This is a genomic window from Pseudomonas sp. JDS08PS003, assembly GCF_045013505.1.
Lineage (GTDB): Bacteria > Pseudomonadota > Gammaproteobacteria > Pseudomonadales > Pseudomonadaceae > Aquipseudomonas > Aquipseudomonas protegens_B.
Map to the genome: position 1 here is coordinate 5,186,316 of NZ_CP120724.1, position 21,332 is coordinate 5,207,647.

General features: G+C 62.9%; 16 protein-coding genes. 10 read left to right on the top strand and 6 right to left on the bottom strand.

Translation table 11 applies throughout. From position 1 onward, the window contains the following. Positions 1-67: 67 nt before the first annotated feature. From P7C00_RS22795 to P7C00_RS22815, 5 genes are all read right to left on the bottom strand, one after another. On the bottom strand, positions 68-388 hold the full coding sequence (locus P7C00_RS22795; protein ID WP_102860926.1) for a transcriptional regulator: 321 nt from the start codon (positions 386-388) through the stop codon (positions 68-70). A gap of 40 nt (positions 389-428) precedes the next feature. Next, positions 429-875 (bottom strand): S24 family peptidase, encoded by a 447-nt coding sequence (locus P7C00_RS22800; RefSeq protein ID WP_404937430.1) that lies wholly within the window; start codon positions 873-875, stop codon positions 429-431. 111 nt (positions 876-986) lie between these two features. Beyond that, entirely contained in the window at positions 987-1,223 is a 237-nt protein-coding gene (locus tag P7C00_RS22805) for a glutaredoxin family protein (protein ID WP_102860924.1), read from the bottom strand. A gap of 69 nt (positions 1,224-1,292) precedes the next feature. Further along, complete coding sequence (locus P7C00_RS22810; protein WP_346632147.1) at positions 1,293-2,264, bottom strand: acyltransferase; 972 nt, start codon at positions 2,262-2,264, stop codon at positions 1,293-1,295. 37 nt (positions 2,265-2,301) lie between these two features. After that, positions 2,302-3,396 (bottom strand): acyltransferase family protein, encoded by a 1,095-nt coding sequence (locus P7C00_RS22815; protein ID WP_404937431.1) that lies wholly within the window; start codon positions 3,394-3,396, stop codon positions 2,302-2,304. Between the two features lie 212 nt (positions 3,397-3,608). Here P7C00_RS22815 and P7C00_RS22820 point away from each other — a divergent pair, with 212 nt between their 5' ends. After that, positions 3,609-5,564, top strand: a complete 1,956-nt coding sequence (locus tag P7C00_RS22820; protein WP_404937432.1) for a monovalent cation:proton antiporter-2 (CPA2) family protein — start codon at positions 3,609-3,611, stop codon at positions 5,562-5,564. 50 nt (positions 5,565-5,614) lie between these two features. Here the strand turns inward: P7C00_RS22820 and P7C00_RS22825 are convergent, their stop codons facing one another. After that, positions 5,615-6,823, bottom strand: coding sequence for an ammonium transporter (locus P7C00_RS22825; RefSeq protein WP_346632555.1), 1,209 nt, complete (start codon positions 6,821-6,823; stop codon positions 5,615-5,617). 333 nt (positions 6,824-7,156) lie between these two features. Between P7C00_RS22825 and P7C00_RS22830 the strand changes: the two genes are divergently transcribed. The 9 genes from P7C00_RS22830 to P7C00_RS22870 all read left to right on the top strand — a co-directional run bounded on the left by P7C00_RS22830 (position 7,157) and on the right by P7C00_RS22870 (position 21,332). Next, positions 7,157-7,471 carry a YqjD family protein gene (locus P7C00_RS22830; RefSeq protein ID WP_011062506.1) on the top strand — a complete coding sequence of 105 codons (315 nt, stop codon included), beginning with the start codon at positions 7,157-7,159 and terminating at the stop codon, positions 7,469-7,471. Between the two features lies 1 nt (position 7,472). Next, positions 7,473-7,862 (top strand): phage holin family protein, encoded by a 390-nt coding sequence (locus P7C00_RS22835; RefSeq protein WP_123727081.1) that lies wholly within the window; start codon positions 7,473-7,475, stop codon positions 7,860-7,862. Next, positions 7,859-8,200 carry a hypothetical protein gene (locus P7C00_RS22840; RefSeq protein ID WP_346632150.1) on the top strand — a complete coding sequence of 114 codons (342 nt, stop codon included), beginning with the start codon at positions 7,859-7,861 and terminating at the stop codon, positions 8,198-8,200. The genes P7C00_RS22835 and P7C00_RS22840 overlap by 4 nt, the downstream gene beginning before the upstream one ends. A gap of 212 nt (positions 8,201-8,412) precedes the next feature. Then, complete coding sequence (locus P7C00_RS22845; RefSeq protein WP_346632151.1) at positions 8,413-9,576, top strand: EAL domain-containing protein; 1,164 nt, start codon at positions 8,413-8,415, stop codon at positions 9,574-9,576. A gap of 237 nt (positions 9,577-9,813) precedes the next feature. Beyond that, positions 9,814-11,145 (top strand): deoxyguanosinetriphosphate triphosphohydrolase, encoded by a 1,332-nt coding sequence (locus tag P7C00_RS22850; protein ID WP_123727079.1) that lies wholly within the window; start codon positions 9,814-9,816, stop codon positions 11,143-11,145. A 767-nt stretch (positions 11,146-11,912) separates the two neighbouring features. Continuing rightward, entirely contained in the window at positions 11,913-13,634 is a 1,722-nt protein-coding gene (locus tag P7C00_RS22855; protein ID WP_404937433.1) for a ShlB/FhaC/HecB family hemolysin secretion/activation protein, read from the top strand. A gap of 101 nt (positions 13,635-13,735) precedes the next feature. Continuing rightward, complete coding sequence (locus P7C00_RS22860; RefSeq protein WP_404937434.1) at positions 13,736-18,694, top strand: hemagglutinin repeat-containing protein; 4,959 nt, start codon at positions 13,736-13,738, stop codon at positions 18,692-18,694. A gap of 249 nt (positions 18,695-18,943) precedes the next feature. Further along, positions 18,944-19,570, top strand: coding sequence for a response regulator (locus tag P7C00_RS22865; RefSeq protein ID WP_404937435.1), 627 nt, complete (start codon positions 18,944-18,946; stop codon positions 19,568-19,570). A gap of 43 nt (positions 19,571-19,613) precedes the next feature. Next, on the top strand, positions 19,614-21,332 hold the full coding sequence (locus tag P7C00_RS22870; protein WP_346632154.1) for a response regulator: 1,719 nt from the start codon (positions 19,614-19,616) through the stop codon (positions 21,330-21,332).

The window sequence follows — 21,332 nt, forward strand, 5'->3', positions numbered from 1 at the left end:
GAAGGATCAATGCGAAGCGGCATTATCCAACAGCGACCCTCAGGAACCTAGAAGCAGTTTGCCCACCTCAGGCACAGGAGTGCTTGGCCTGGGCCGCTGCCTCGGTGAACTCCTTGAGCCAGCGCAGCACATCCACCGCCTCCCAGCGGCCCGGATCATAGAGGGCATAGAGCAAACCCTGATAACCCACCACATCCAACTGCCGGTGGTAACCCGCGCGCTGGAACAGCGCTTCGATCTCGGCAAAACAGGTATTGAAGTGCAGCTTGTTGAAAGGTGTCTTGCCCTCGGTGACCAACCCATCCAGGCGCAACTCAAGCACCGCCTCACGGAGCACATCGGTGGACATGCTGTTCACGCTGTTTTTCAGTTGTTCGACATTGACCATCATTTATTCCTTTAACGGTTTGAAGCGTCCGCCACATCCATCAGGGCTGCTTGCGCCCCACATAACTGACCACCCACAACACCACGCCCCAGATCTCGATCGAACCCAGGTCATCCAGCACCAGAGAAGGGATTGAAGGACGCGCCGCCTTGAGCAACAGACCACCACGAGGATCGGGGGCCAGCAGGCGCAGCGAATATTCATGGGCGCCTTGAGGACGTACCACAAGGTACTGGTCCACCACCGGGGTGGCCGAGCGATCAACAATCAGCCGGTCCCCAGGGTAGATGCCAAAGCCCAGCAGGTTGTCGTCGTCCACCAGCAGGCCGTGGATCTGAGGAGCCCCCAGACCCAGGGTCCGATCCAGGGAAAACCCGCTACCGGTGGGCTCATTGGCCAGGGAAGCGCAACCGCTGTCACCCAGTTCCAGAAAACAGGCTGGCAACGGCTGTGAGCGTTCGGTACCGGTCAGGAAAGTGAGAGACATGGCGAGACTCCTCGATAGCTGTATATGCATACAGTAAACGAATCGACGGATCTCGCCAATGAATTCCGACCACGGGCGACAGGCGGAAGCCCGGATGTTGCAAGCCAAGCGTCAGCGCAGGAACGCCACCACCTGCTCAGCGTCGAAGGGCCAGCCGAGCTCGGCGCCATTGTCCACCCGGCGCAGCACCGGGATGCGCAGGCCATAGCTTTCGAACAGCTCCTGACTCTCGGCAATGTCCACCAGCTCGACCATCAGGCCGTGCTCCACCAGAGGCATCAACTCGGCTTCGGCCAGCTCGCACAGATGGCAACCAAGGGTGCCGAACAATTGGCATTCAGGGGGCATGACAGTGCAACCGTAAAAGAACAGGCCATTATTCTAGGCCCGGTAGAAAAAGCCGTCGACCCGACATCTTCAGAGAATGAACCGTACCCGGCGGCTGGCCAGGATCAACAGCGGCGCCACGCCAAAAGCCAGTACCAGCACCAGCCCCGTCATCGGGTTGCCGTAAACCATTCCCAGCGCCAGGGCACCGTAGATGAACCAGGGGTGCACGTAGTACACCGCCGAAGACAGCTTTGCGGCGAAATTGCTTTCACTGCTCCGAACGTACACCAGCGGCAACAAAAACAGCGCCGGGGCGATCACCAGCAACGACAGGAGAAAATCGAAGTTCTGCTGGACGTCGGCCCGCAGGACAAAGTTCACCCCGGCCTCGGCCAGGATCACCCCCAGCCCCAGGATCAGCCAGCACCAGACGACGCGCCGGCTGAGGTGCTGCGCCAACTGATGCCGGGCACAGAGAAAGCCGATGGCCATGAACGGAAAGCCCATGAACAGGAAGTTGCGCGCGGTGTAGTCGTTCTGGTTGAAATGCTGGGCAAACTCGTTGGGCAACTGGAAGTACACCCGTGCGTACTGCAGGCACAGGCCGCTGAGGAAGGCCAGCAACGCCAGGCCGGCCAGGGGCGCAGAACGCCAGTTACGCAGCAACAGCAACACCACCCCGCCACCGAGCATGCCCAGCAGGTACCACAGGTGGAAATAGCCGATCAGCAACTTCTTCACTACTCCCAGTATCCCGCCCAGGCTGAGGATGGTCGCCGGATCGACGTATTGCGGGCTGTAGACCAGCATCCAGAACAAGTAGATCAACAGACCGCGCTTGAACCACTGAGCAAAGGAGTGACCGCCGCTAAGGGTCTGGTACAGGTAGTAACCGTTGATGATGAAGAAGGTCGGCACCGCCACCCGGAACAGGCCGTTGCACAGCACATAGCCCGCCCAGTTGTAGTTGCCCCCCAACAGTTTGCAGTGCAACGCCACCACCATCACCGCCAGCAGGACTTTCAGGGCATCAAGATTTGCATTGAGGACTTTCGGCATCGATGGCTACCCGAATAAGCAGGAACAACCCTGGCCGTTACACCGGATCGAAATGTTTACGCTGGGGCGCGGAGCTGAAGCGGCGTTTGCAGTAGGCCGTGGCGCGATCGAGGATCGGCTTCTCGTAGAACTGGTATCCCACCCAGCCATAACAGACCACTGCCGTCATCATCAGTACACAGAAGACCAGGTTGTCCACATAACTGGCAGGCCAGGAGCCGACCACCTGCCAGGCCCTGCCCACCACCCCCAACACCAGCAGATGAGATAGATAGATGGTGTAGGACATATCACCCGTAGCCGTCAGAAACCCAGGCATCCGGATCAACTGCCGCCGCTCCAGCAGCGCCAGGGACAGCACCAGCGTGCCAAACGTCAGCCCTACCGCCAGTACTCTTGGCAACCCCTCGGTGAAAAACAGCTGATAGCCATGGATCAGCGGCACCCCCACCAGCAACGCCGCGGCCAGCGCGCCCCAGACCAGCACCGTGGGCACCCTGGTGCTGTAGGGCCCATAGAAAAACAGCGCCAGGGCACTGCCGGCAATGAATTCCAGCGCATAGGGATGCAGCATGATCTTCAGCGCCGGGGAATAGTCCTGCCAGCTCTGCAACAGGTTGAAGACCACCAGCGCCAATGCCCACAGCAGCAGAATCAGCGGCAGGCGCCGCTCCTTGAAGAACAGGAACACCGTGAACATCAGGTAGAACCACAATTCGAACAGCAGCGACCAGGCCACCATCACCAGCAGCACCTTGTCATTGGGCAGCAGCAGGAACGACATCCATAGGTTCGAGCCGCCATGGCTGCTGTTCACCAGCCCCGGCTGCCACAGGTACACCCCCAGGGTGATGAAGAAATACAACCAATAGGTCGGGTAGATCCGTGACAGGCGATTGAACAGGAAGCGCTGGGTCTCGAGGCTCTTCTGGAAGCGTCCGCGGCTGACAATGACCATCACGAAACCGCTGATGACAAAGAACAGATCGACCCCGAGCTGGAAGAAGTCCAGCCATGCCGGCAACAGGATGTCGCCACCGGAATACTTGCTCTCCACCGACATCATGTGAAACAGCACCACGCCCAGTACCGCGATGCCCCGCAACCCTTGCAGCGAATACAGACGCTCCATAAATCTCTCCGGCTCCTCACTGGCAGGCACCTGCAGACCCGCCCGGGCGCAGCTTTTCTCAACAGGCCTTGAGCATAGCGAAGGCTCATGAATATGAGACATTCTCGATAAAGAATGACGTGAGTCAGAATCGTTTACCGCCAGCCGGGCGATCCTCGCGCCTTTTTGCCTCTAGGCTTTGCCCTGCCCGCCCCCTTGTCCGGAGATGCCCGTTGTTTGCCAATCTGCTGATCATTCTCGCTTCGTCACTGGTGGTCATTGCGCTGTTCCGGCGCCTGAGCCTGCCACCGGTCCTGGGCTATCTGTCGGTGGGACTGATGGTCGGACCCACCGCCCTGGACTGGGTCAATGACAGCGAGGACCTGCCGGACCTGGCGGAACTGGGGGTGGTCTTCCTGCTGTTTTCCCTGGGCCTGGAATTCTCCCTGTCGAAAATGCTCGCCCTGCGCCGCGTGGTGTTTGGCCTGGGCAGCCTGCAAGTGCTGTGCAGCGGCCTGATCCTCGGCGTGCTCCTGGCCTTGTTCGGCATGCCCCTGACCTCGGCGATGATGCTGGGTACCGGCCTGGCCCTATCGTCCACCGCCATCGTCAGCAAAGAGCTGACCAGCCTTGGCGAGATCTTCAGCAGCCACGGACAGAACGCCATCGGTGTGCTGCTGTTCCAGGACGTGGTGGCGGTGCTGTTGCTGACCCTGGTCCCGGTCTTCGCCGGCCACAGTGACCAGGCCTGGTACTGGGCCCTGCCCGCCACCCTGGGCAAGACCCTGGTGCTGTTCTTCGGCCTGCTGCTGGCCAGCCGCTGGCTGCTGCCCCGGCTGTTCCACGAAGTCGCCGCCTCCCACTCTGCCGAGCTGTTCGTGCTGCTGGCCCTGGTGATTGTGCTACTGACCGCCTGGCTCACCCACTTGCTGGGTCTGTCGCCGGCCCTGGGGGCCTTCCTGGCCGGCATGCTGCTGGGAGAAAGCCACTACCGGCACCAGATCGAAGCCGATATCCGTCCGTTCCGCGACATTCTCCTCGGGCTGTTCTTCGTCAGTATCGGCATGCTCATCGACCTGCAACTGTTCATCGACCACAGCCTGTTGATCCTCGGCCTGACCCTGGCCCTGCTGCTGATCAAGGGTTCGGTAGTGGCCGCCCTGCTCAAGCTGCGCGGCAGTGACGGCGAGACCGCCTGGCGCAGCGGCCTGGCCCTGGCCCAGGGTGGTGAGTTCTGCTTCGCCCTGATGGCGCAGATGCAACTGAGCCAGATGATCCCGTCGCAGATCAGCAGCCTGCTGCTGGCTGCCACCTTCTGCTCCATGCTGCTGACCCCGCTGCTGCTGCGCGCCGCCCCGGTAATCACTGCCCGCCTGCACCGCAAGCCCAACCAGGCCGCCCAACTGGAGGAAATCAGCGCGCAGAACGCCCAGTTGCAGGGCCACGTCCTGATCTGCGGTTATGGCCGGGTCGGCCAATCCATCGGACGTTTCCTGCGCCATGAGCAACTGCGCTACATCGCCCTGGACGATGATCCGGTGCGGGTCCAGGAAGCCTCGGCGGCGGAAAGCTGCGTGCATTACGGCGACTGCCGGCGAAGTGACCTGCTGGCGGCGGTTGGCCTGGAGCGGGCACGACTGCTGGTGATTGCGGTGGATAAGACCGACATCGCGCTGAATGTACTCAAGGCCGCGCGGCACCTGGACCGCAACGTGCCGATCCTGGTACGGACCCGGGATGACAGCCAGTTGGCGGAACTCAAGGCCGCCGGCGCCAATGAAGTGGTGCCCGAGCTGTTGGAGTCGAGCCTGATGCTGGCCTCCCACGCCCTGATCATGCTTGGCCTGCCAGAGCAACGGGTACAACGCACCGTGGACGAGGTGCGGCACAGCCGCTATCGCCTGCTGCACGGCTTCTACCATGGGGCGCAAAGCAGCACCCAGGACAATCACGAACCGCCCGCAGTACAGATGCACGCCGTGAACCTCGACGCCGACGCCCACGCCTGCAACCGGGTGCTGCAAGAGCTGGGGCTGGAAGCGCTGGGCGTGGATGTGCGCGGGATACAGCGCGATGGCCGCGATCTGCCCCTGGGCCAGACCTCGCGCCTGCAAGCCGGCGACCGGGTGCTGGTGTCCGGCACCCAGGCCGCGATCGAGGCCTGCGAAGCACGCCTGCTGGGCGGTTGAGGCCGTCCCGCCCTGGCCCCGAGCAGCTCGTTGCCAGGGCCCTTGGCCGCTCAGTCCTGGCTTACGGCACCGATCTTGTGCAGCGACAGGTCAGCGCCGTAGTACTCCTGCTCCTGGGTCAGGCGCAGCCCGCAGACGGCCTTGATCACGCCATACACGGCGAATCCGCCCAGCAGCGCCACCAGTACTCCGAGGCCGGTGCCCATCAACTGGCTGGCCAGGCTGACACCGCCCAATCCACCCAATGCACTCTGGCCAAAGATCCCGCAGGCAATCCCGCCCCACACACCGCACAGGCCATGCAGCGGCCAGACCCCGAGCACATCGTCGATCTTCCAGCGGCTCTGGGCGGCGATGAAGCACCAGACGAACAAGGCCCCGGCAATCGCCCCGGTGACCAAGGCGCCCACCGGATGCATCAGGTCCGAACCGGCACAGATCGCCACCAACCCGGCCAATGGCCCGTTGTGCAGGAAGCCCGGGTCATTGCGCCCAACGATCAACGCCGCTACGGTGCCGCCGACCATGGCCATCAGCGAGTTCACCGCCACCAGCCCGCTCACCCCTTGCAGAGTCTGGGCGCTCATCACGTTGAAACCGAACCAGCCGACAATCAGGATCCACGAGCCCAACGCCAGGAAGGGAATGCTCGACGGCGCGAACGCCACCAGCTTGCCGTCGCGATAACGGCCGTTGCGCGGCCCCAGCAACAGCACTGCCGCCAGCGCCAGCCAGCCGCCCATGGCGTGCACCACCACGGACCCGGCAAAATCATGGAAGCTGGCGCCAAAGCGCTGTTGCAACCAGGCTTGCACCCCGAAGTTGCCGTTCCACACCAGCCCCTCGAAGAACGGATAGACGAACGCCACGATCAGCACCGTGGCGCACAATTGCGGCACAAAACGCGCACGCTCGGCGATGCCACCGGAGATAATCGCCGGAATCGCCGCGGCGAAGGTCAGCAGGAAAAAGAACTTCACCAGACCGTAGCCGTGGTCGGCACTGATCACCGCCGCCGGTTGCAGGAAGCTCACGCCATAGGAGATCCAATAGCCTATAAAGAAATAGGCCAGGGTCGAGACGGCGAAGTCGCTGAGGATTTTCGACAGTGCATTGACTTGGTTCTTCTGCCGGACCGTGCCCACTTCAAGGAAGGCAAAACCGGCGTGCATGGCCAGGACCATGACCGCACCGAGCAGAATGAACAGGGTGTTGGAACCGTGGACCAGGGTGTCCACAGCGCTTTGCAGATTTTCCATGGAGTAGGCAGATCCGAAATCGGCCATCATCTCCCCGGCTCCACGGCCGGCCTTGCACCAAGTTGGCTCCGGGACGCGTCATCATGCGTAATCGGTGAACCGTTTTGGCGCGCCAGGGGCCGTACGCGAAACCACGGGAAGGCGATTGACCTGAGGTTGTGATTTTTTTGCCCAGGGTTTACGCGGGCTGCAGCGCCACCCTTGCTCGTTTTCGGCGCAAGCCTCACGTCTTGCGCACCAGGACAAAGCAAAAGCTGTACCAGACAATTACAGTGAACCTTCGCTCGGGGCTCACACTCATAGCTCACACACGCAATCAACGGAGAAACAACCATGGCCAGCAAAACGGCGAAGACGGCTCAAGAAGTACTAATGGCGGACTTTCAGGCACTGGTCAGTGACACGGAGCGTCTGCTGGAACACACCGCGACCCTGGCCGGCGACCAGGCCGATGAATTGCGCGAGCAGATCCACGACAGCCTGCTCAAGGCCCGGGAAACCCTGCAACTGACGGAGGACTCCCTGCGCCAGCGTGGCCAGGCTGCAGTCACCGCCGCTGAGGACTATGTGCAGAGCAACCCTTGGCAATCCGTCGGTATCGCTGCCGGCGTCGGCTTTCTCATCGGCCTGCTGGCGACGCGGCGCTGATATGGCTATCGGCGAATCCACTTCGTCCGGCAGCGGTCCAAGCGCGTCCTCGCGGCGCCTGGGGGCTGCTGTCCTGGGCCTGTTGCACAGCCACGTCGAATTGTTCGGCATCGAGTTGCAGGAACAGAAAGCGCGCACCGTAAGCCTGCTGCTGTTCGCCGGCCTGGCCCTGGTGTTTGCCCTGCTGTTGCTGGTGGGGTTGTCGGCGCTGGTGCTGATCCTGCTGTGGGACAGCTACCGCCTGGCCGGGATCATCGGCCTGTGCGTGTTCTATACCCTGGCGGCACTGTTCTGCGGCCTGCGCCTGAAGTCGGCGATCTTCGATGAATCCTCGCCCTTCCACGCCACGCTCGAAGAGCTGGCCAATGATCGGGAGCGCCTGCTGCCATGAAGTTGCCGGACATTCCGCAAAACACCTCACGCCGGGAAATGCGCAAGGTACTGATCCGCCTGCGCATGGAAATGCACCGCCAGGAAATCCGCCACGAGTCCCAGCAATTGCTGCAACCCCTGCAACGGGTCCGCGGCCTTGGGCAAAGCTGGCAGGAAGGCTTTGGCATCAAGCACGCGCCACTTTGGGGCGTGGCGGCGGTGACCCTGTTGGGGTTCATCACCGGCAAGGGTGCCAAGAGCGGCGGCACCAGCAGCCTCACCCGTCTGATACGCCTGGGCACCAGCCTGTTGCCACTGATCAGGCTGGCGCTGCAAGGCACCTCGCGCAAACCCTGAGCGACCAACAGCAACCGGCCTGCAAGCAGCCTCTGCTGATCTGGCTGCATTCTTGCTAAGCAACCCGGATCGGCCCCCTTACCCAGGGGCCGATCCAGGGTGTGTGAAAACGCCGTATTGCCGAAAACGGCAGTGTTCACACAGCCTGGAAGCCTGTCTGTCTACCCGACAGCCTCAGCTCCCTACCAACAAGACTCTGATAAGGAGGCCCTGTGATCGACGGGCAACCGCTCGCCTGCTTCCAGCCATTTATCGATACCGCTACCGGGCGCATCGCCGGGGTCGAAGCCCTGGGCCGCCTGCGCCAGGGCAATGGGCAACTGGCGTCGGTGGGGCCGCTGTTCGCCGATCCCCGCACCCCTTCCAGCGCCTTGCGCCGTCTTGATCGCCTGGTCCGCGACGACGCTTTGCGCCGCCTCCACGAAGCCCCGGCGGACTGGTTCCTGAGCCTGAACATTTCCCCACGCTGGATCAGTCGATTGCGGCCAGGCCAGCCATTGCCCAGCCTCAAGCAGTTGCAGCAAAACGATGTCGATCCACGGCGCATCGTCTTCGAGATCACCGAGCTGGGGGGCAACAGCCAGCGCCTGACGGAGGTGGTGGCGCGCTATCGCCAGGCGGGGGCGCGAATCGCCATCGACGATTTCGGCGCCGGCTACTCGCAACTGGACCGGGTACTGGCGCTGCAACCGGACATCCTCAAGCTCGACATGCGCCTGTTTCAGGCCGCTGCCCGGGGCGGGCCCAGCAGCGATGTGGTCAAGGCCCTGGCACAGATGGCGGAAAAAACCGGCTGCTGGATCATCGCCGAAGGAGTGGAAACCGAGGCCGAACTGGATTTCGCCCTGGAGTGCGGTTCCCGTTATGTACAGGGCTTCCTGTTTGCCCGGGCCGAGGAACAGCTGTTCGCCAGCGATGCCTTTGTCCAGCCCTTCGCCCGCCTGCGGGAGCGCTATGTGCGGCACAAGCTGGCCGAACGCAACCGCCTGATGCGCATGCGCCAGCAACTGGCAGAGCTGATGAACCTGTTGCAGGCCTGGGCCCAGGCTCAGGCCCCCATCAGCCAACTGCCCGCAGTGGAGGCCTTTCCCTGGCTGCTGCGTTTCTACCAGTGCGACCGTCACGGCACCCAACTGACGCCCAACCTGGAATGGCGCCACAACCGCTGGCAGGCCGACAGCAGCTACGTGGGCCACAACTGGTCCTGGCGCCCGTACTTCTATCACCTGCTGGCCGAAGGCTGGGAAGAGCGCCGCCTGACCCTGTCCAACACCTACCGCGACGCCACCAGCAACCAGTATTGCCTGACTGCCGGCCAGTTCTTCGACAACGGCCAGCGCCTGTTGCTGATCGATATCGACGCTGCCGGCCTGTAACCCCACCCCATCTGCCGGCGAGCGCGGCGACGTGATGGATGCACGACCTACGGGCCCTTTCGCCGGCAGCCGGCTCCTACAGGTGAGGCGCAGGCCAGGCCATTGCCGTGCAGGAGCTGGCTTGCCAGCGAAGGCGTCCGCCAGATGGATACATGAGCGCAGGCCATGCGCCTCTTGCGGCCACGCCCGGGAACCCGGAAGCTGGGCGCCTCAGTTTTTTTTCGGAGAGACCCCGCCTTGGATTGGCAGACCCTGCTCACCCGCGAACGCCTCGGAAAGCCAGTGCACAGCCCAGAAGAACTCGGCCGTAGCCCTTTCCATAAAGACCATGACCGCATCATCTTCTCCGGCGCCTTCCGCCGCCTGGGGCGCAAGACCCAGGTGCACCCGGTGTCCAGCAACGACCATATCCATACCCGCCTGACCCACTCCCTGGAAGTCAGTTGCGTCGGTCGTTCCCTGGGCATGCGCGTGGGCGAGACTCTACGTGGCGCCCTGCCCGACTGGTGCGAACCCAGCGACCTGGGGATGGTGGTGCAATCCGCCTGCCTGGCCCACGACATCGGCAACCCGCCCTTCGGCCATTCCGGCGAAGACGCCATCCGCCACTGGTTCCAGCAGGCCGCCGGACGCGGCTGGCTTGACGCCATGAGCGAGGCGGAGCGCCTGGACTTCCTCAATTTCGAAGGCAATGCCCAGGGTTTCCGGGTCCTGACTCAGCTGGAGTATCACCAGTTCGACGGCGGCACCCGGCTGACCTACGCCACCCTCGGCACCTACCTCAAATACCCCTGGACCGCGCGCCACGCCGACTCCCTGGGCTACAAGAAACACAAGTTCGGCTGCTACCAGAGCGAACTGCCGCTGCTGGAACAGATCGCCCACAAGCTGGGCCTGCCGCAGTTGGAGGAACAGCGCTGGGCCCGGCATCCGCTGGTGTACCTGATGGAAGCGGCGGACGACATCTGCTACGCCCTGATCGACCTCGAAGACGGCCTGGAGATGGACCTGCTGGAGTACGCGGAGGTCGAGGCCCTGCTGTTGGGGCTGGTGGGCGACGACCTGCCAGAAACCTATCGCCAGCTGGGCCCGGGGGACTCTCGCCGACGGCGCCTGGCGATCTTGCGGGGCAAGGCCATCGAGCATTTGACCAACGCCGCCGCCCGGGCCTTTGTCGAACAGCAGGACGCCCTGCTGGCCGGCACCCTGCACGGCGACCTGGTGGAGCACATGCACGGCCCAGCCAAGCGCTGCGTGCTCAACGCCAAGGACGTAGCACGGCGCAAGATCTTCCAGGACAAGCGCAAGACCCTGCACGAGATCGGCGCCTACACCACCCTGGAAATACTCCTGAACTCCTTCTGCGGTGCCGCACTGGAGCAGCACGGCGGCAAGACTCCGTCGTTCAAGAACCGGCGGATTCTCGATCTGCTGGGCAACAATGCACCGGACCCGAACTGGCCGCTGCACAAGTCGTTCCTGCGGATGATCGACTTCATCGCTGGCATGACCGACAGCTATGCCAGTGAAATGGCCCGGGAAATGACCGGGCGCTCAAGCCCGCAATGACCCTCCTCCATCAAGTGCCTGGCTGCGGCGCCAGGCACTTGATATGACCTGCAACATCCAATCGACAACTAAGGGATTCCCCTAGACGGGCCATCACAACAACGACCCGTGAACTTCGAATATGCGCCGAGACAGGGGGCAGCACACTCGTGATTCCGGGCATCTCACTCTGGAGCTTCACTATAAGGAATTCCCTGACAATCATTACTTCAATTAAAAACAGGCGAGACTAGAGCAACTACTCGAATAGAAAGAGCAACTAGCCATAAACACTCACCGCAGTCGTTAACGTTATTGCCCCGTCATCACAGAATTACACACTTCACCTGGATTCAACCAAACATCCTACCTTTCAAAAAACCTCATAATTCGCTGCACCCCTTGCCGATCAAGGCCGACAGGAAAATTTTGTTAGCCTTCTATGCATTTACAATTTACGTACAAATCGAGTTTTTGCTTTCGGATAGTCTCAATTTCATCCAGTAATTTCCCCGCTGACCACCCCCGGAAAAATTAATTTCACACTGCGCTGTAACGTTTCGACCAGCACTCACTCAACCCTTTTGTCATAACCTGAATTTGCACTGAAGCACCCGGCTCTCACTCAGGATTTGTCACTCTCGAGCACTTGAAGATTGGCCCCCGATATAGATATCGACGGCGCCTCATATTCACAGTGCAGAACTTAAAGCGACGTCACTAGTTGAGCCTCACCGATCGGCTTTTCTGTTGTTCGTCACTTGGTCTTTTTACAGTAAGGATGCCAAGTGCCCTATTCATCACGCACTGACCGCTCCCTTCTCGCCCACACCGGCAGGTGCCTGGGACTGGTACTGGGTCTGACCTGCCTGACCCCGGCCTTGGCCGACGACCTGCAACCAGGCCAGGAAGCCCTGCGCCTGCAGCAGCAACAGCAACGGGACCTGCAGCAGTTGCAACTGGAGCAGCGCCAGCGGCAGATGCAGCGCGGCAGCTTCAGCAGCACCCCGGCCACGCCCACCCTGCCGGAACAGACCGCCAGCGACAGCCGCTGCTGGCCCCTGAGCGGCACCCGCATCGGTGGCGTCAGTCTGTTCGCCAAGACCCGGCTCAATGACTACATCAAGCCGTACGTAGCGCCGTGCATGGGGGTCAATCAGATCAACCAGCTGCTGGCAGCCATCACCCGTCTCTACGTCGAGGCCGGCTACATCGCCAGCCGCCCCTACCTGGCCAGCACCCCGGCTGCCGGCCACAGCCTGGATATCCTGGTGGAAGAAGGCTACGTCGAAGCCATCGAACTGGCCGACCAGAGCCTGCCAGTCTCCTTGGGCGGGGCTTTCCCGGGCATGCTCGGCAAGCCCCTGAACCTGCGAGACCTGGAGCAGGGCCTGGATCAACTGAACCGCCTGCGCTCCCTGGACCTGACCGCCGACATCGCCCCAGGCAGCCAGCCCGGTGCCTCGCGGATCATCCTGCGTTCGCGCAGCAGCGCCGCGCGCTGGGGCCTCGGGCTGGGTGTGGATAACCTCGGCAGTGCCGGCACCGGCCGCGACCGGCAGTCGATCAACCTCAATCTGGACAGCCCGTTGCAGATCAACGACGCGCTGAACCTGAACTACAGCGACACCCTCAACCACGGCCCGCGCTACAGCCGCAGCGGCAGCCTGTTCTACTCGGTGCCCTACGGTTACTGGACCTACAGCCTGTTCGCCAGCCACGCCGAATACCGCGCCCCGCTCAAGCTGGCCCGCACCACCCTGTACAACAGCGGCCGCACCGATATGGTCAGCGGCCGCGCCGACCGGGTGCTGTGGCGCGACCAGAGCCACCAGCTCAGCGCCAACCTGCAACTGGCCTACAAGGATGTGGACAGCTACCTGCAAAAAGCCCACCTGCAGATCCAGAGCCCGACCCTGACCGTGGCCGAGGCGGGGCTCAACCTGTTCTGGCTCAACAGCGCGGTATGGAACCTGGATGTCAATTACGCCCAGGGCCTGACCTGGTTCGGCGCCGATCGCGACTCGCAACAGCTGCAACGCAACCTGCCCCAGGCGCAGTTCCGCAAGTACCGCGCCGGCCTCAGCCAATGGCGCAACGGCCAGTGGGGCGAGCAGCGCTGGCAATGGCAGAGCCAGCTCTCGGCCCAGTACAGCCCGGACCCGCTGCCGGCCATCGAGCAACTGCTGGGCACCGACGATTCTGCGGTGCGCGGCTACCGCATCAACAGTGCCTCCGGCGCCATCGGCGCGGTCTGGCGCAACACCCTGCGCCTACCCCTGAACAGCGACCTGCCGGTCAAGATCACCCCACGCCTGGGCCTGGACAACGGCTGGATCAAGGCCGAGCACGGTGCCCAGAGCCGCCATCTCGGCGGTGCCAACCTGGGCCTCAACCTGGCGTGGAAAAAACTCCAGGTCGACCTGGATTACCAACGCAGCCTCACCACCCCGCAGGGCTTTCGCACGGAGCCGGAAGTCTGGCTGGCCAGGTTCAGCCTGCAGATTTGATCAACCGCCGATTAGCCTGAAACACCCGATGAACCTGAGCACCACGCGCCGTTGCACCCAAGAAAGCAACGCCCGGCTCACCCACTCAGCACGAGGTTCTCATGCCTGACAACACTCATAGATTCAACCTTTCACCCCAGGGCACACTGCGCTGGACCATCGCCGGCCTGCTGCTGGTGTCCCATCTGCCCCTGGCCCTGGCCGGCGGAATCACCGTGGTCGAAGGCCCCGGCGGCACCCCACAGCTGCAAAACCAGGGTGGCGTACCCATCGTCAACATCGTCGCGCCCAATGCCGGCGGCCTGTCCCACAACCAGTTCCTCGACTACAACGTCGGGCAACAAGGCGTGGTCTTGAACAACGCCCTGCAAGCCGGGCAATCGCAACTGGCCGGGCAACTGGCAGCCAACGCACAGCTCCAGGGCCAGGCGGCCAGCGTGATCCTCAACGAAGTGATCAGTCGCAACGCCTCGCAACTCAATGGCGCCCAGGAAATCTTCGGCCGCGCCGCCGATTTCGTACTGGCCAACCCCAATGGCATCTCGGTCAATGGCGGCAGCTTCATCAACACCCCCAACGCCAGCCTGGTGGTGGGCCGCCCGGAACTGCAGGACGGCAAGCTGCAGGGTCTCGACACCCAGGGCGCCCGAGGCCAGCTGGATATCCACGGCGGCGGCCTGCGCAATGCCGAAGGCTCGATCAACCTGATCGCCCCGCGCATCGACAGCAAGGGCAGCCTCGCCGCCCGGGACCAGTTGAACGTGACCGTGGGCCGCAACCAGCTCGACTACCCCAGCGGCAAGGTGCTGAAGGTCGACCCGACCAGCCACACCCAGGATCAACGCATCGATGCCAGCCTGTTCGGCGCCATGCAGGCCGGACGGATCAACATCGTCAGCACCGCCGAAGGTGCTGGAGTCCGCGTGGGCGCCGTCCAGGTGGATGGCCGCGACGGAGTCAAGCTGAGCTCCGCCGGTGATCTGGACATCCGCGGCGAGGCCGTGGCCAACAGCCTCGACGCCACGCGCGCCGGCGTGCGCAGCCAGGGCGATATCGAACTCCACGGTGCCAAGGACCTGACCCTGGCCGCCACCGACGTCAGCGGCCGCAACGTCAAGCTCGATGCCGGGCGCAACCTTACCCTGAGCAGTATCGAAAGCCGCAAGCTCCAGGAAAAACGCCAGCAGTGGGACAAGAGCACCATCGGCATCACCTGGGAAACCTATGACCGTACCGAGACCGACAGCGATACGCGCCAGCACGGTAACAAGGTAGTGGCCCAGCATGACGCCGAGCTGAACTCCGGCGCCAATACCCAGATCCAGGGCAGCAGCGTCGAAGCCGGCAATCGCCTGAGTGCCCGCAGCGGCGGCGACATGCAACTGACTGCCGCCACCGAAACCCAGACCCAGCGCGACCAGGGCCAGCACCGCAAGCACCTGTGGAAGGAAAACTGGGACAGCGCCAGCAGCCAGCAGCGCAGCGTCACCAGCCAGCTCAAGAGCGGCAAGCAACTGCAACTCGACAGCCAGCAGAAATTGCGCCTTGAGGGCGCCGAGCTGCACAGCCAGGGCGACATCCAGCTGGCCGCCAAGGACGTCGACATCAACAGCGCCAGCCGTCGGCAGAGCCAAAGCAACCAGCAGTACTCCGGTGACCTGGTGGGCGGTGGTTTCTTCGGCAAGAACGCCGACGGCGACCAGGGCAAGACCGAGAACCAGGGCAGCAAGGTCAACGCCGACGGCAAGCTGATCGTGCGCGCCGACAGTGTGCGCATCAGCGGCAGCCAGGCCCGGGGCGGCACCCAGGCCAGCGTCATCAGTGAAAAGGGTTCGCTGACCATCGACGGCGTGCAGGACACCTCCCACCGCAACAGCCACAGCAAGGACAGCAAGTTCTTCGGTATCGCCAAGGATGAAAGCCGTCAGCAGCACAAGGACAGCACCACCGTCAGCAGCCAGGTGCGTTCGGACAGCAACCTCAAGCTGCAAAGTGCCGAGGACCTGACCATCAGCGGCTCCCAGGTCGCCGCTACGGGAGCACTGGACGCCAGCGCCAAGGGCACGATCAAGGTCGTCGCAGCCGAAGACACCCAGCACGACAGCAACAGCACCCAGAAGCGCGGCTTCGACGCTTACGCCAAGGAAAACGCACCGGGCACCGGCCAGTACCGGGCTGGGGTTCGCTACCAGGATGAGCAGCGCAACGACAGCAGCGACAGCACCCGGCAACAGGCCTCCAGCCTCACTGGCGGCACCCTGGCGGTCACTGCCGGCGAGGATCTCAAGGTGCAAGGCAGCGACCTTGCGGCCACGGCCGGCGATGCCAGCCTGAGCGGCAAGAATGTCCAGCTGCTGGCCGCGGACAATAAAACCCAGAAGCACAGCGACAGCACCACCACCGGTGGCGGCTTCTACTACACCGGCGGCCTGGATCGCGCCGGCAACGGCGTGGAAGTGGCCCACAACAGCAGCCAGGACAGCAGCAGCAAGAGCACTGCCCAGACCAGCAACATCGCTGCCAGCGGCAACCTGACCATCAATGCCGGCAACCGCCTGAGCACCGAAGGCGCCCAGGTCAAGGCCGGCGGCGCATTGCAGGTCAATGCCGCCGAGATCGACAATCAGGCCGCGCACAACAGCGAAAGCAGCAGCCACAAGGAGAACAACTGGGCGGTGGATGTCGGCGCCAACGTCGAATACAAGGGCGTCACCCGCCCCATCGAAAAGGCCATCCAGGGCGTGGCCCAGCGCAAGTTCCACCAGCCTGGGGTGCTCGATGCCCTGGAACAGCCCAATGTCGGGCTCGATGTGGATGTCAGCCACCAGAACCGCCAACGCAGCGAAAACGCCAGCACCGCAGTGGTCAGCCAGCTGAGCGGCGCCCAGGTCGCGGTCAAGGCCGACGGGCAACTCAAGGACCAGGGCACCCAGTACCGCGCCACCGACGGTGCCGTGCAGATCAGTGCCGGCAGCCTGGTAGCCAGTGCCGCCAGCGATACCCACAGCAGCAGCGAACAGGCCGTGGACGCCAAGGTTGGCGTGCGGGTCTACACCAACACCGGTGAAGACCTGAACATCCGCGCCAGTGGTGCCGGCGGCAGCAGCAACGTCACCAGCAGCACCGAGAAGGCCCAGGTCGGCAGCTACGCCGGCAGCCAGGGCGTGGACATCAAGGTCGGTGGCGATGCCAGCTTCGAAGGCAGCCAGTTCAATGGCGGCCTGGGCGGCGTCAACATCAAGACCGACGGCAAGCTGGCACTCAATCAGGCCAATGACCGCCAGAGCAGCAGCAACTCCAGTCTGCGTGGCGATGCCTCCCTGACCCTGGGCACCACTCCGGGTACCAGCGGCACCAACCTCAACGTCGGGGCCGGGTTGCAACTGGATCACAAGAGCCTCGAGCAGCAGGACAGCCAGGCGCGGGTCGCCAGCATCCAGGGCCAGGGACCGGTCAACCTCAAGAGTGCAACCGACCTGACGCTGCAAGGCACACAGATCGGCAACGCCGCACGTCCGGCCGGCGACATCACCCTGGACACCGGCGGCAAGCTCGACCTGCAAGCGGCGGTGGACACCCACCATAGCCAGGGCAGCAACCTCGGTGGCGGCTTCACCGCCGGTGGCAGCAAGACCAGCAGCGAGCAAAGCAGCGGCAAGAGCGTCAACCTCAGCGCCAACTTCAACATTGGCCGAGTCTCTGAAAACGACCAGAGCCAGCGCGGCGCCCAGCTCTACAGCCAAGGCCAGGTACTACTGGGCAGCGCAGCCGAGGGCGACAACGCCATTCACCTGCAGGGCACGCGGATCGACGCCGCCAAAGTGGTGCTGGATGCGGCCCAGGGCGGCATCTACCAGGAGTCGGCGCAATCCACCCAGGCTCACAACAACTGGGGCCTGACCCTGGGCGCCGGTGGCAGCATGGGCAAGACCACCCTGGCCGACGCCAGTGAGCACGACTCGCCGAAAGTCGATCGCGGGATCAATGCCCGGGTCAAGATCGACGTCGATCAGCGTCAGAGCACGACTCAGCACAACAGCCTGATCAAGGCCGATCAGGTGACCCTCAACAGTGCCGGCAACGTGCATCTGGCCGGCGCCAACATCGAGGCGCAGCGGCTCGACGGGGCCATAGGTGGCGACCTCAACATCGAAAGCCGTCAGGACCGGCTGCGTAACACCCAGGTCAACATCGACGCCAAACTGGACGTGGCGAAAAACCAGCCGGGGCTGGTGAGCAAGCTGGCCAAACCCGCCGGCCCACTCAAGGACAGCCTGCAGGCCAAGGCCGAAAAAGGCTTCGACAAGCACCGCGAAAAGCTGGAAAACGCCGTCGACAAAGGGGTGGAAAAGGTCAGTTCGGCCAAGGACAGCGTGGTCGCCAAGGCCAGCGACGCCAAGGAGCGCCTGGGGGAGAAACTCAGCCGCAGCGGCAGCTACGACGTCAACCCTGAACCACGCGGCGCCATTGGCAACGGCGTGGACAAGGCCAAGAACTACCTGGCCGACAAAGCCGACGCCGTGGGCAACCGTCTCTCCAGCCTGAAAGAGCGCTTCTGGCCAAAAACCAGCGACAGCTATTCGGTCAGCGAGAAGAACACCGCCGGCAGCAAGGTGGCCAATACCGCTGAAGGCGTGCTGTTTGGCGACAAGAGCGGTAATACCTCCTATACCCCGAGCTTGAAGCTGAACGTCAGCCACGAGAGCAAGAACCGCGTGGAACAGGCTTCGGGGATCAGCGCTCAACAGGGCGTCAACCTGAAGGTCGGCGGCGAAACCCAGCTCACCGGTGCCCGCATCGGGGCCAGCGAAGGTCGCGTCGAACTGGGGGGGTCCAAGGTCACCAGCACCGACCTGGCCGGCTCGGAATTACGCGTGGACGTCGGCGCCAATCTGTCCAAGTCACCGGTCAACGTTGCCCTGGGCAGCGCTGCCGAACTGACCCGTAAACAGGACGACGCCACCCAGAAGGACCAGTTGTTCAACCTCGGCCCGCTGCGTGTCGGCGGCCACAGTGACAGCCAGCTGCTGCAAGCCGGCATCGATCAGAAAACTCCATGAGGCCCAGGCCGCCCTCCTCGCGGGGGGCGGCCTGCGATGGCATTCACCAGCGCCTTTTAGCGGCCGTCCCCTACGGCCCGATGCACATCTATCCGACTTTAACTTCCCTTCACTGCCAACTGGCTGTAATACCTCCCCTTATTCGTTGTAGGACCCGTCTTAGATTGGGTTTTTCCACACTTTCGCAACTACTTCCACTCCCTCAGCTGGGCTACTGTTCGAACCTCCATTTACCGGCAGGAGACCAGCATGGGCTCAGTACTTATCGTTGATGATCACCCCGTCATACGCCTGGCCATTCGCATTCTGCTGGAACACGAGGGCTATAAAATCTTCGGGGAAACCGATAATGGAGTCGATGCCTTGCAAATGGTCCGCGAATGCGAACCGGATCTGGTCATACTCGATATCTGCATTCCAAAACTCGATGGCCTGGAGCTGCTGGAGCGCTTGAGCAACATGCCCAGGCCCTTGCGAATCCTGGTCCTCACAGCCCAGTCAGCGGCCTTGTTCGCCAATCGCTGCATGCGCGCCGGGGCCAGCGGCTATGTCTGCAAACAAGAAGATCTGAGTGAACTGCTCAGTGCCATCAAGGCCATCTGCAGTGGCTACAACTACTTCCCCAGCCAGGCGTTGCAAGTTGATCGGAGCGCTCTTGGTGCAACTTTGGAGTTGGCACAGTTCAATTCGCTGAATGATCGGGAGTTGATGGTGCTGAAACTTTTTGCAATGGGCCAAACCAATAAGGAAATTGCCACGGGCATGTTTCTCAGCAACAAGACTGTCAGTACTTACAAGAAGCGCATCATGCAAAAACTCGCCACCACTTCCATGAATGAACTGGTGGACATGGCCAAGCGCAATGAACTGATATGAAGCGCCAGATCCTGAAGCCCTGGCCTTGCCGAGCGCCCCGGCGATGATCGAAGTCCTGTGCTCGCCATTGGTCGTTATCACGCTGCTGGTCCTGCTGCTCGCGTCATGGCTGAACCAGGCCCGACTCCACCGACAACTGCGCAGGCTGCGGCAACAATCAGGGGCACTGGAACAGTCAGTGGCCGCCCTGGACACCGGCAAGCGCCAAGCTGAAGAAGCCAACCGGCGCAAAAGCCAGTTCCTGGGGCACATGGGCCATGAAATCCGCACTCCGCTGAACGCCTTCATCGGGCTGCTGGAGCTGATGCTGCAACGAACCGGGGCCCATTCGCGAAACCATGCCTCCCTGGAACTGGCCCTGGGCGCCGCCAGGGATTTGCGCGAGCTGCTCGGGGACCTGCTGGACATCAGCCGGATCGAATCCGGCCACCTGCAACTGAACCCAACCTGGAGCAGCCTGCGGGGCAGCGTCGATGGGGTGATGGGAGTGTTCCAGGCCCTGGCTCTCCAGAAGCACCTGGACCTCAACCTTGAGTTCAAGGCACCGGAGCCGGAACCCCTGGTGCTGATCGACGCCCTGCGTTTCAAGCAGGTGCTGGCGAATCTGCTGAGCAACGCGATCAAGTTCACCCACCAGGGTGCGGTGCAGGTCAGATTGCAACTGCAACCTGCGATGCGTGCGGGGCACTACGAGCTGAAACTGCAGGTGCTGGACACCGGCATAGGCATTCCCCGGGAGGAACGGCAACGGCTGTTGCAACCCTTTGCCCAGGTTGACCCGCACAGCCAGTCGCCCCGGGACAGTACCGGGCTCGGGCTGCCCATCAGCCATCAGCTGTGCCGGCAGATGGGCGGCAAACTGAGCCTGCACGGGCGCAGCGGCCCCGGCAGCGAAGCCCGGGTGGAGTTGCCCCTGGCCGGACGAGAGGGAGCTGCCGAGACCAGCCCGGCCAACGTGCCCCAGGCCAACCAGCTGCCTCTGGACATCCTGCTGGCGGACGACCATCGCGCCAGCCTGACACTGCTGCAGGAACAACTGGAATACCTCGGGCACCGGGTCACCTGCGCCGGGGATGGGCGGCAGGCTTATGAGCAATGGCAAAAAGGCGATTTCGACCTGCTGATCGTCGATTGCAACATGCCCTTGATGAACGGCTATCAACTGGCCGAGGCCATCCGCCGGAACGAAGCGCGGCAACAGCGGCCGGCGGTGACCCTGCTCGGTTGCAGCGCCAGCGACGATCCCCAGACAATCCAGCGCTGCCGCAATGCCGGCATGCACGACTGCCTGCTCAAGCCCCTGGACCTGAACCTGCTGGGCCAGAAGCTGGAGACACTCAAGGCGCTGCCCAGGGCGGACAGTTTCAGCATGTCGGTCCTGCGCACCCTGACCCGCAACCAGCCATTGTTTGTCTTGCGCATGCTCAAGGAGCTCCTGCAGTGCTGTCGCGAAGATCGCCTCGCCCTGGGGCTCATTCCGGCCGACGATCCCCAGGCGTTGCGGGCCCTGGCACACAAGGTCAAGGGCTCGGCGCAAATGGTCGGTGCCACCTCTTTGCAGGCCCGTTGCGAAGCCCTGGAGCGGGCCTGCCAGGACAATGCCGGGATCGATGCCAGCGCTGCAATCAACGCCCTGGACCTGGCCCTGCTGCGTTTTACCCAGTCCCTGCTGCAGCATCTGGATCAGCATCCGCAACAGGCGCCGGCCGCTTCCTCCCCTGCCGCGAATCCAGGGGGCTCAGACCTCGCGGATCGTCGATGA

Excerpts from the sequence above, each read along its gene's own strand:
- P7C00_RS22795 (WP_102860926.1), bottom strand. The coding sequence starts at position 388 with ATGGTCAATGTCGAACAACTGAAAAACAGCGTGAACAGCATGTCCACC.
- P7C00_RS22800 (WP_404937430.1), bottom strand. The coding sequence starts at position 875 with ATGTCTCTCACTTTCCTGACCGGTACCGAACGCTCACAGCCGTTGCCA.
- P7C00_RS22805 (WP_102860924.1), bottom strand. The coding sequence starts at position 1,223 with ATGCCCCCTGAATGCCAATTGTTCGGCACCCTTGGTTGCCATCTGTGC.
- P7C00_RS22810 (WP_346632147.1), bottom strand. The coding sequence starts at position 2,264 with ATGCCGAAAGTCCTCAATGCAAATCTTGATGCCCTGAAAGTCCTGCTG.
- P7C00_RS22815 (WP_404937431.1), bottom strand. The coding sequence starts at position 3,396 with ATGGAGCGTCTGTATTCGCTGCAAGGGTTGCGGGGCATCGCGGTACTG.
- P7C00_RS22825 (WP_346632555.1), bottom strand. The coding sequence starts at position 6,823 with ATGGAAAATCTGCAAAGCGCTGTGGACACCCTGGTCCACGGTTCCAAC.
- P7C00_RS22830 (WP_011062506.1), top strand. The coding sequence starts at position 7,157 with ATGGCCAGCAAAACGGCGAAGACGGCTCAAGAAGTACTAATGGCGGAC.
- P7C00_RS22835 (WP_123727081.1), top strand. The coding sequence starts at position 7,473 with ATGGCTATCGGCGAATCCACTTCGTCCGGCAGCGGTCCAAGCGCGTCC.
- P7C00_RS22840 (WP_346632150.1), top strand. The coding sequence starts at position 7,859 with ATGAAGTTGCCGGACATTCCGCAAAACACCTCACGCCGGGAAATGCGC.
- P7C00_RS22860 (WP_404937434.1), top strand. The coding sequence starts at position 13,736 with ATGCCTGACAACACTCATAGATTCAACCTTTCACCCCAGGGCACACTG.
- P7C00_RS22865 (WP_404937435.1), top strand. The coding sequence starts at position 18,944 with ATGGGCTCAGTACTTATCGTTGATGATCACCCCGTCATACGCCTGGCC.
- P7C00_RS22870 (WP_346632154.1), top strand. The coding sequence starts at position 19,614 with ATGATCGAAGTCCTGTGCTCGCCATTGGTCGTTATCACGCTGCTGGTC.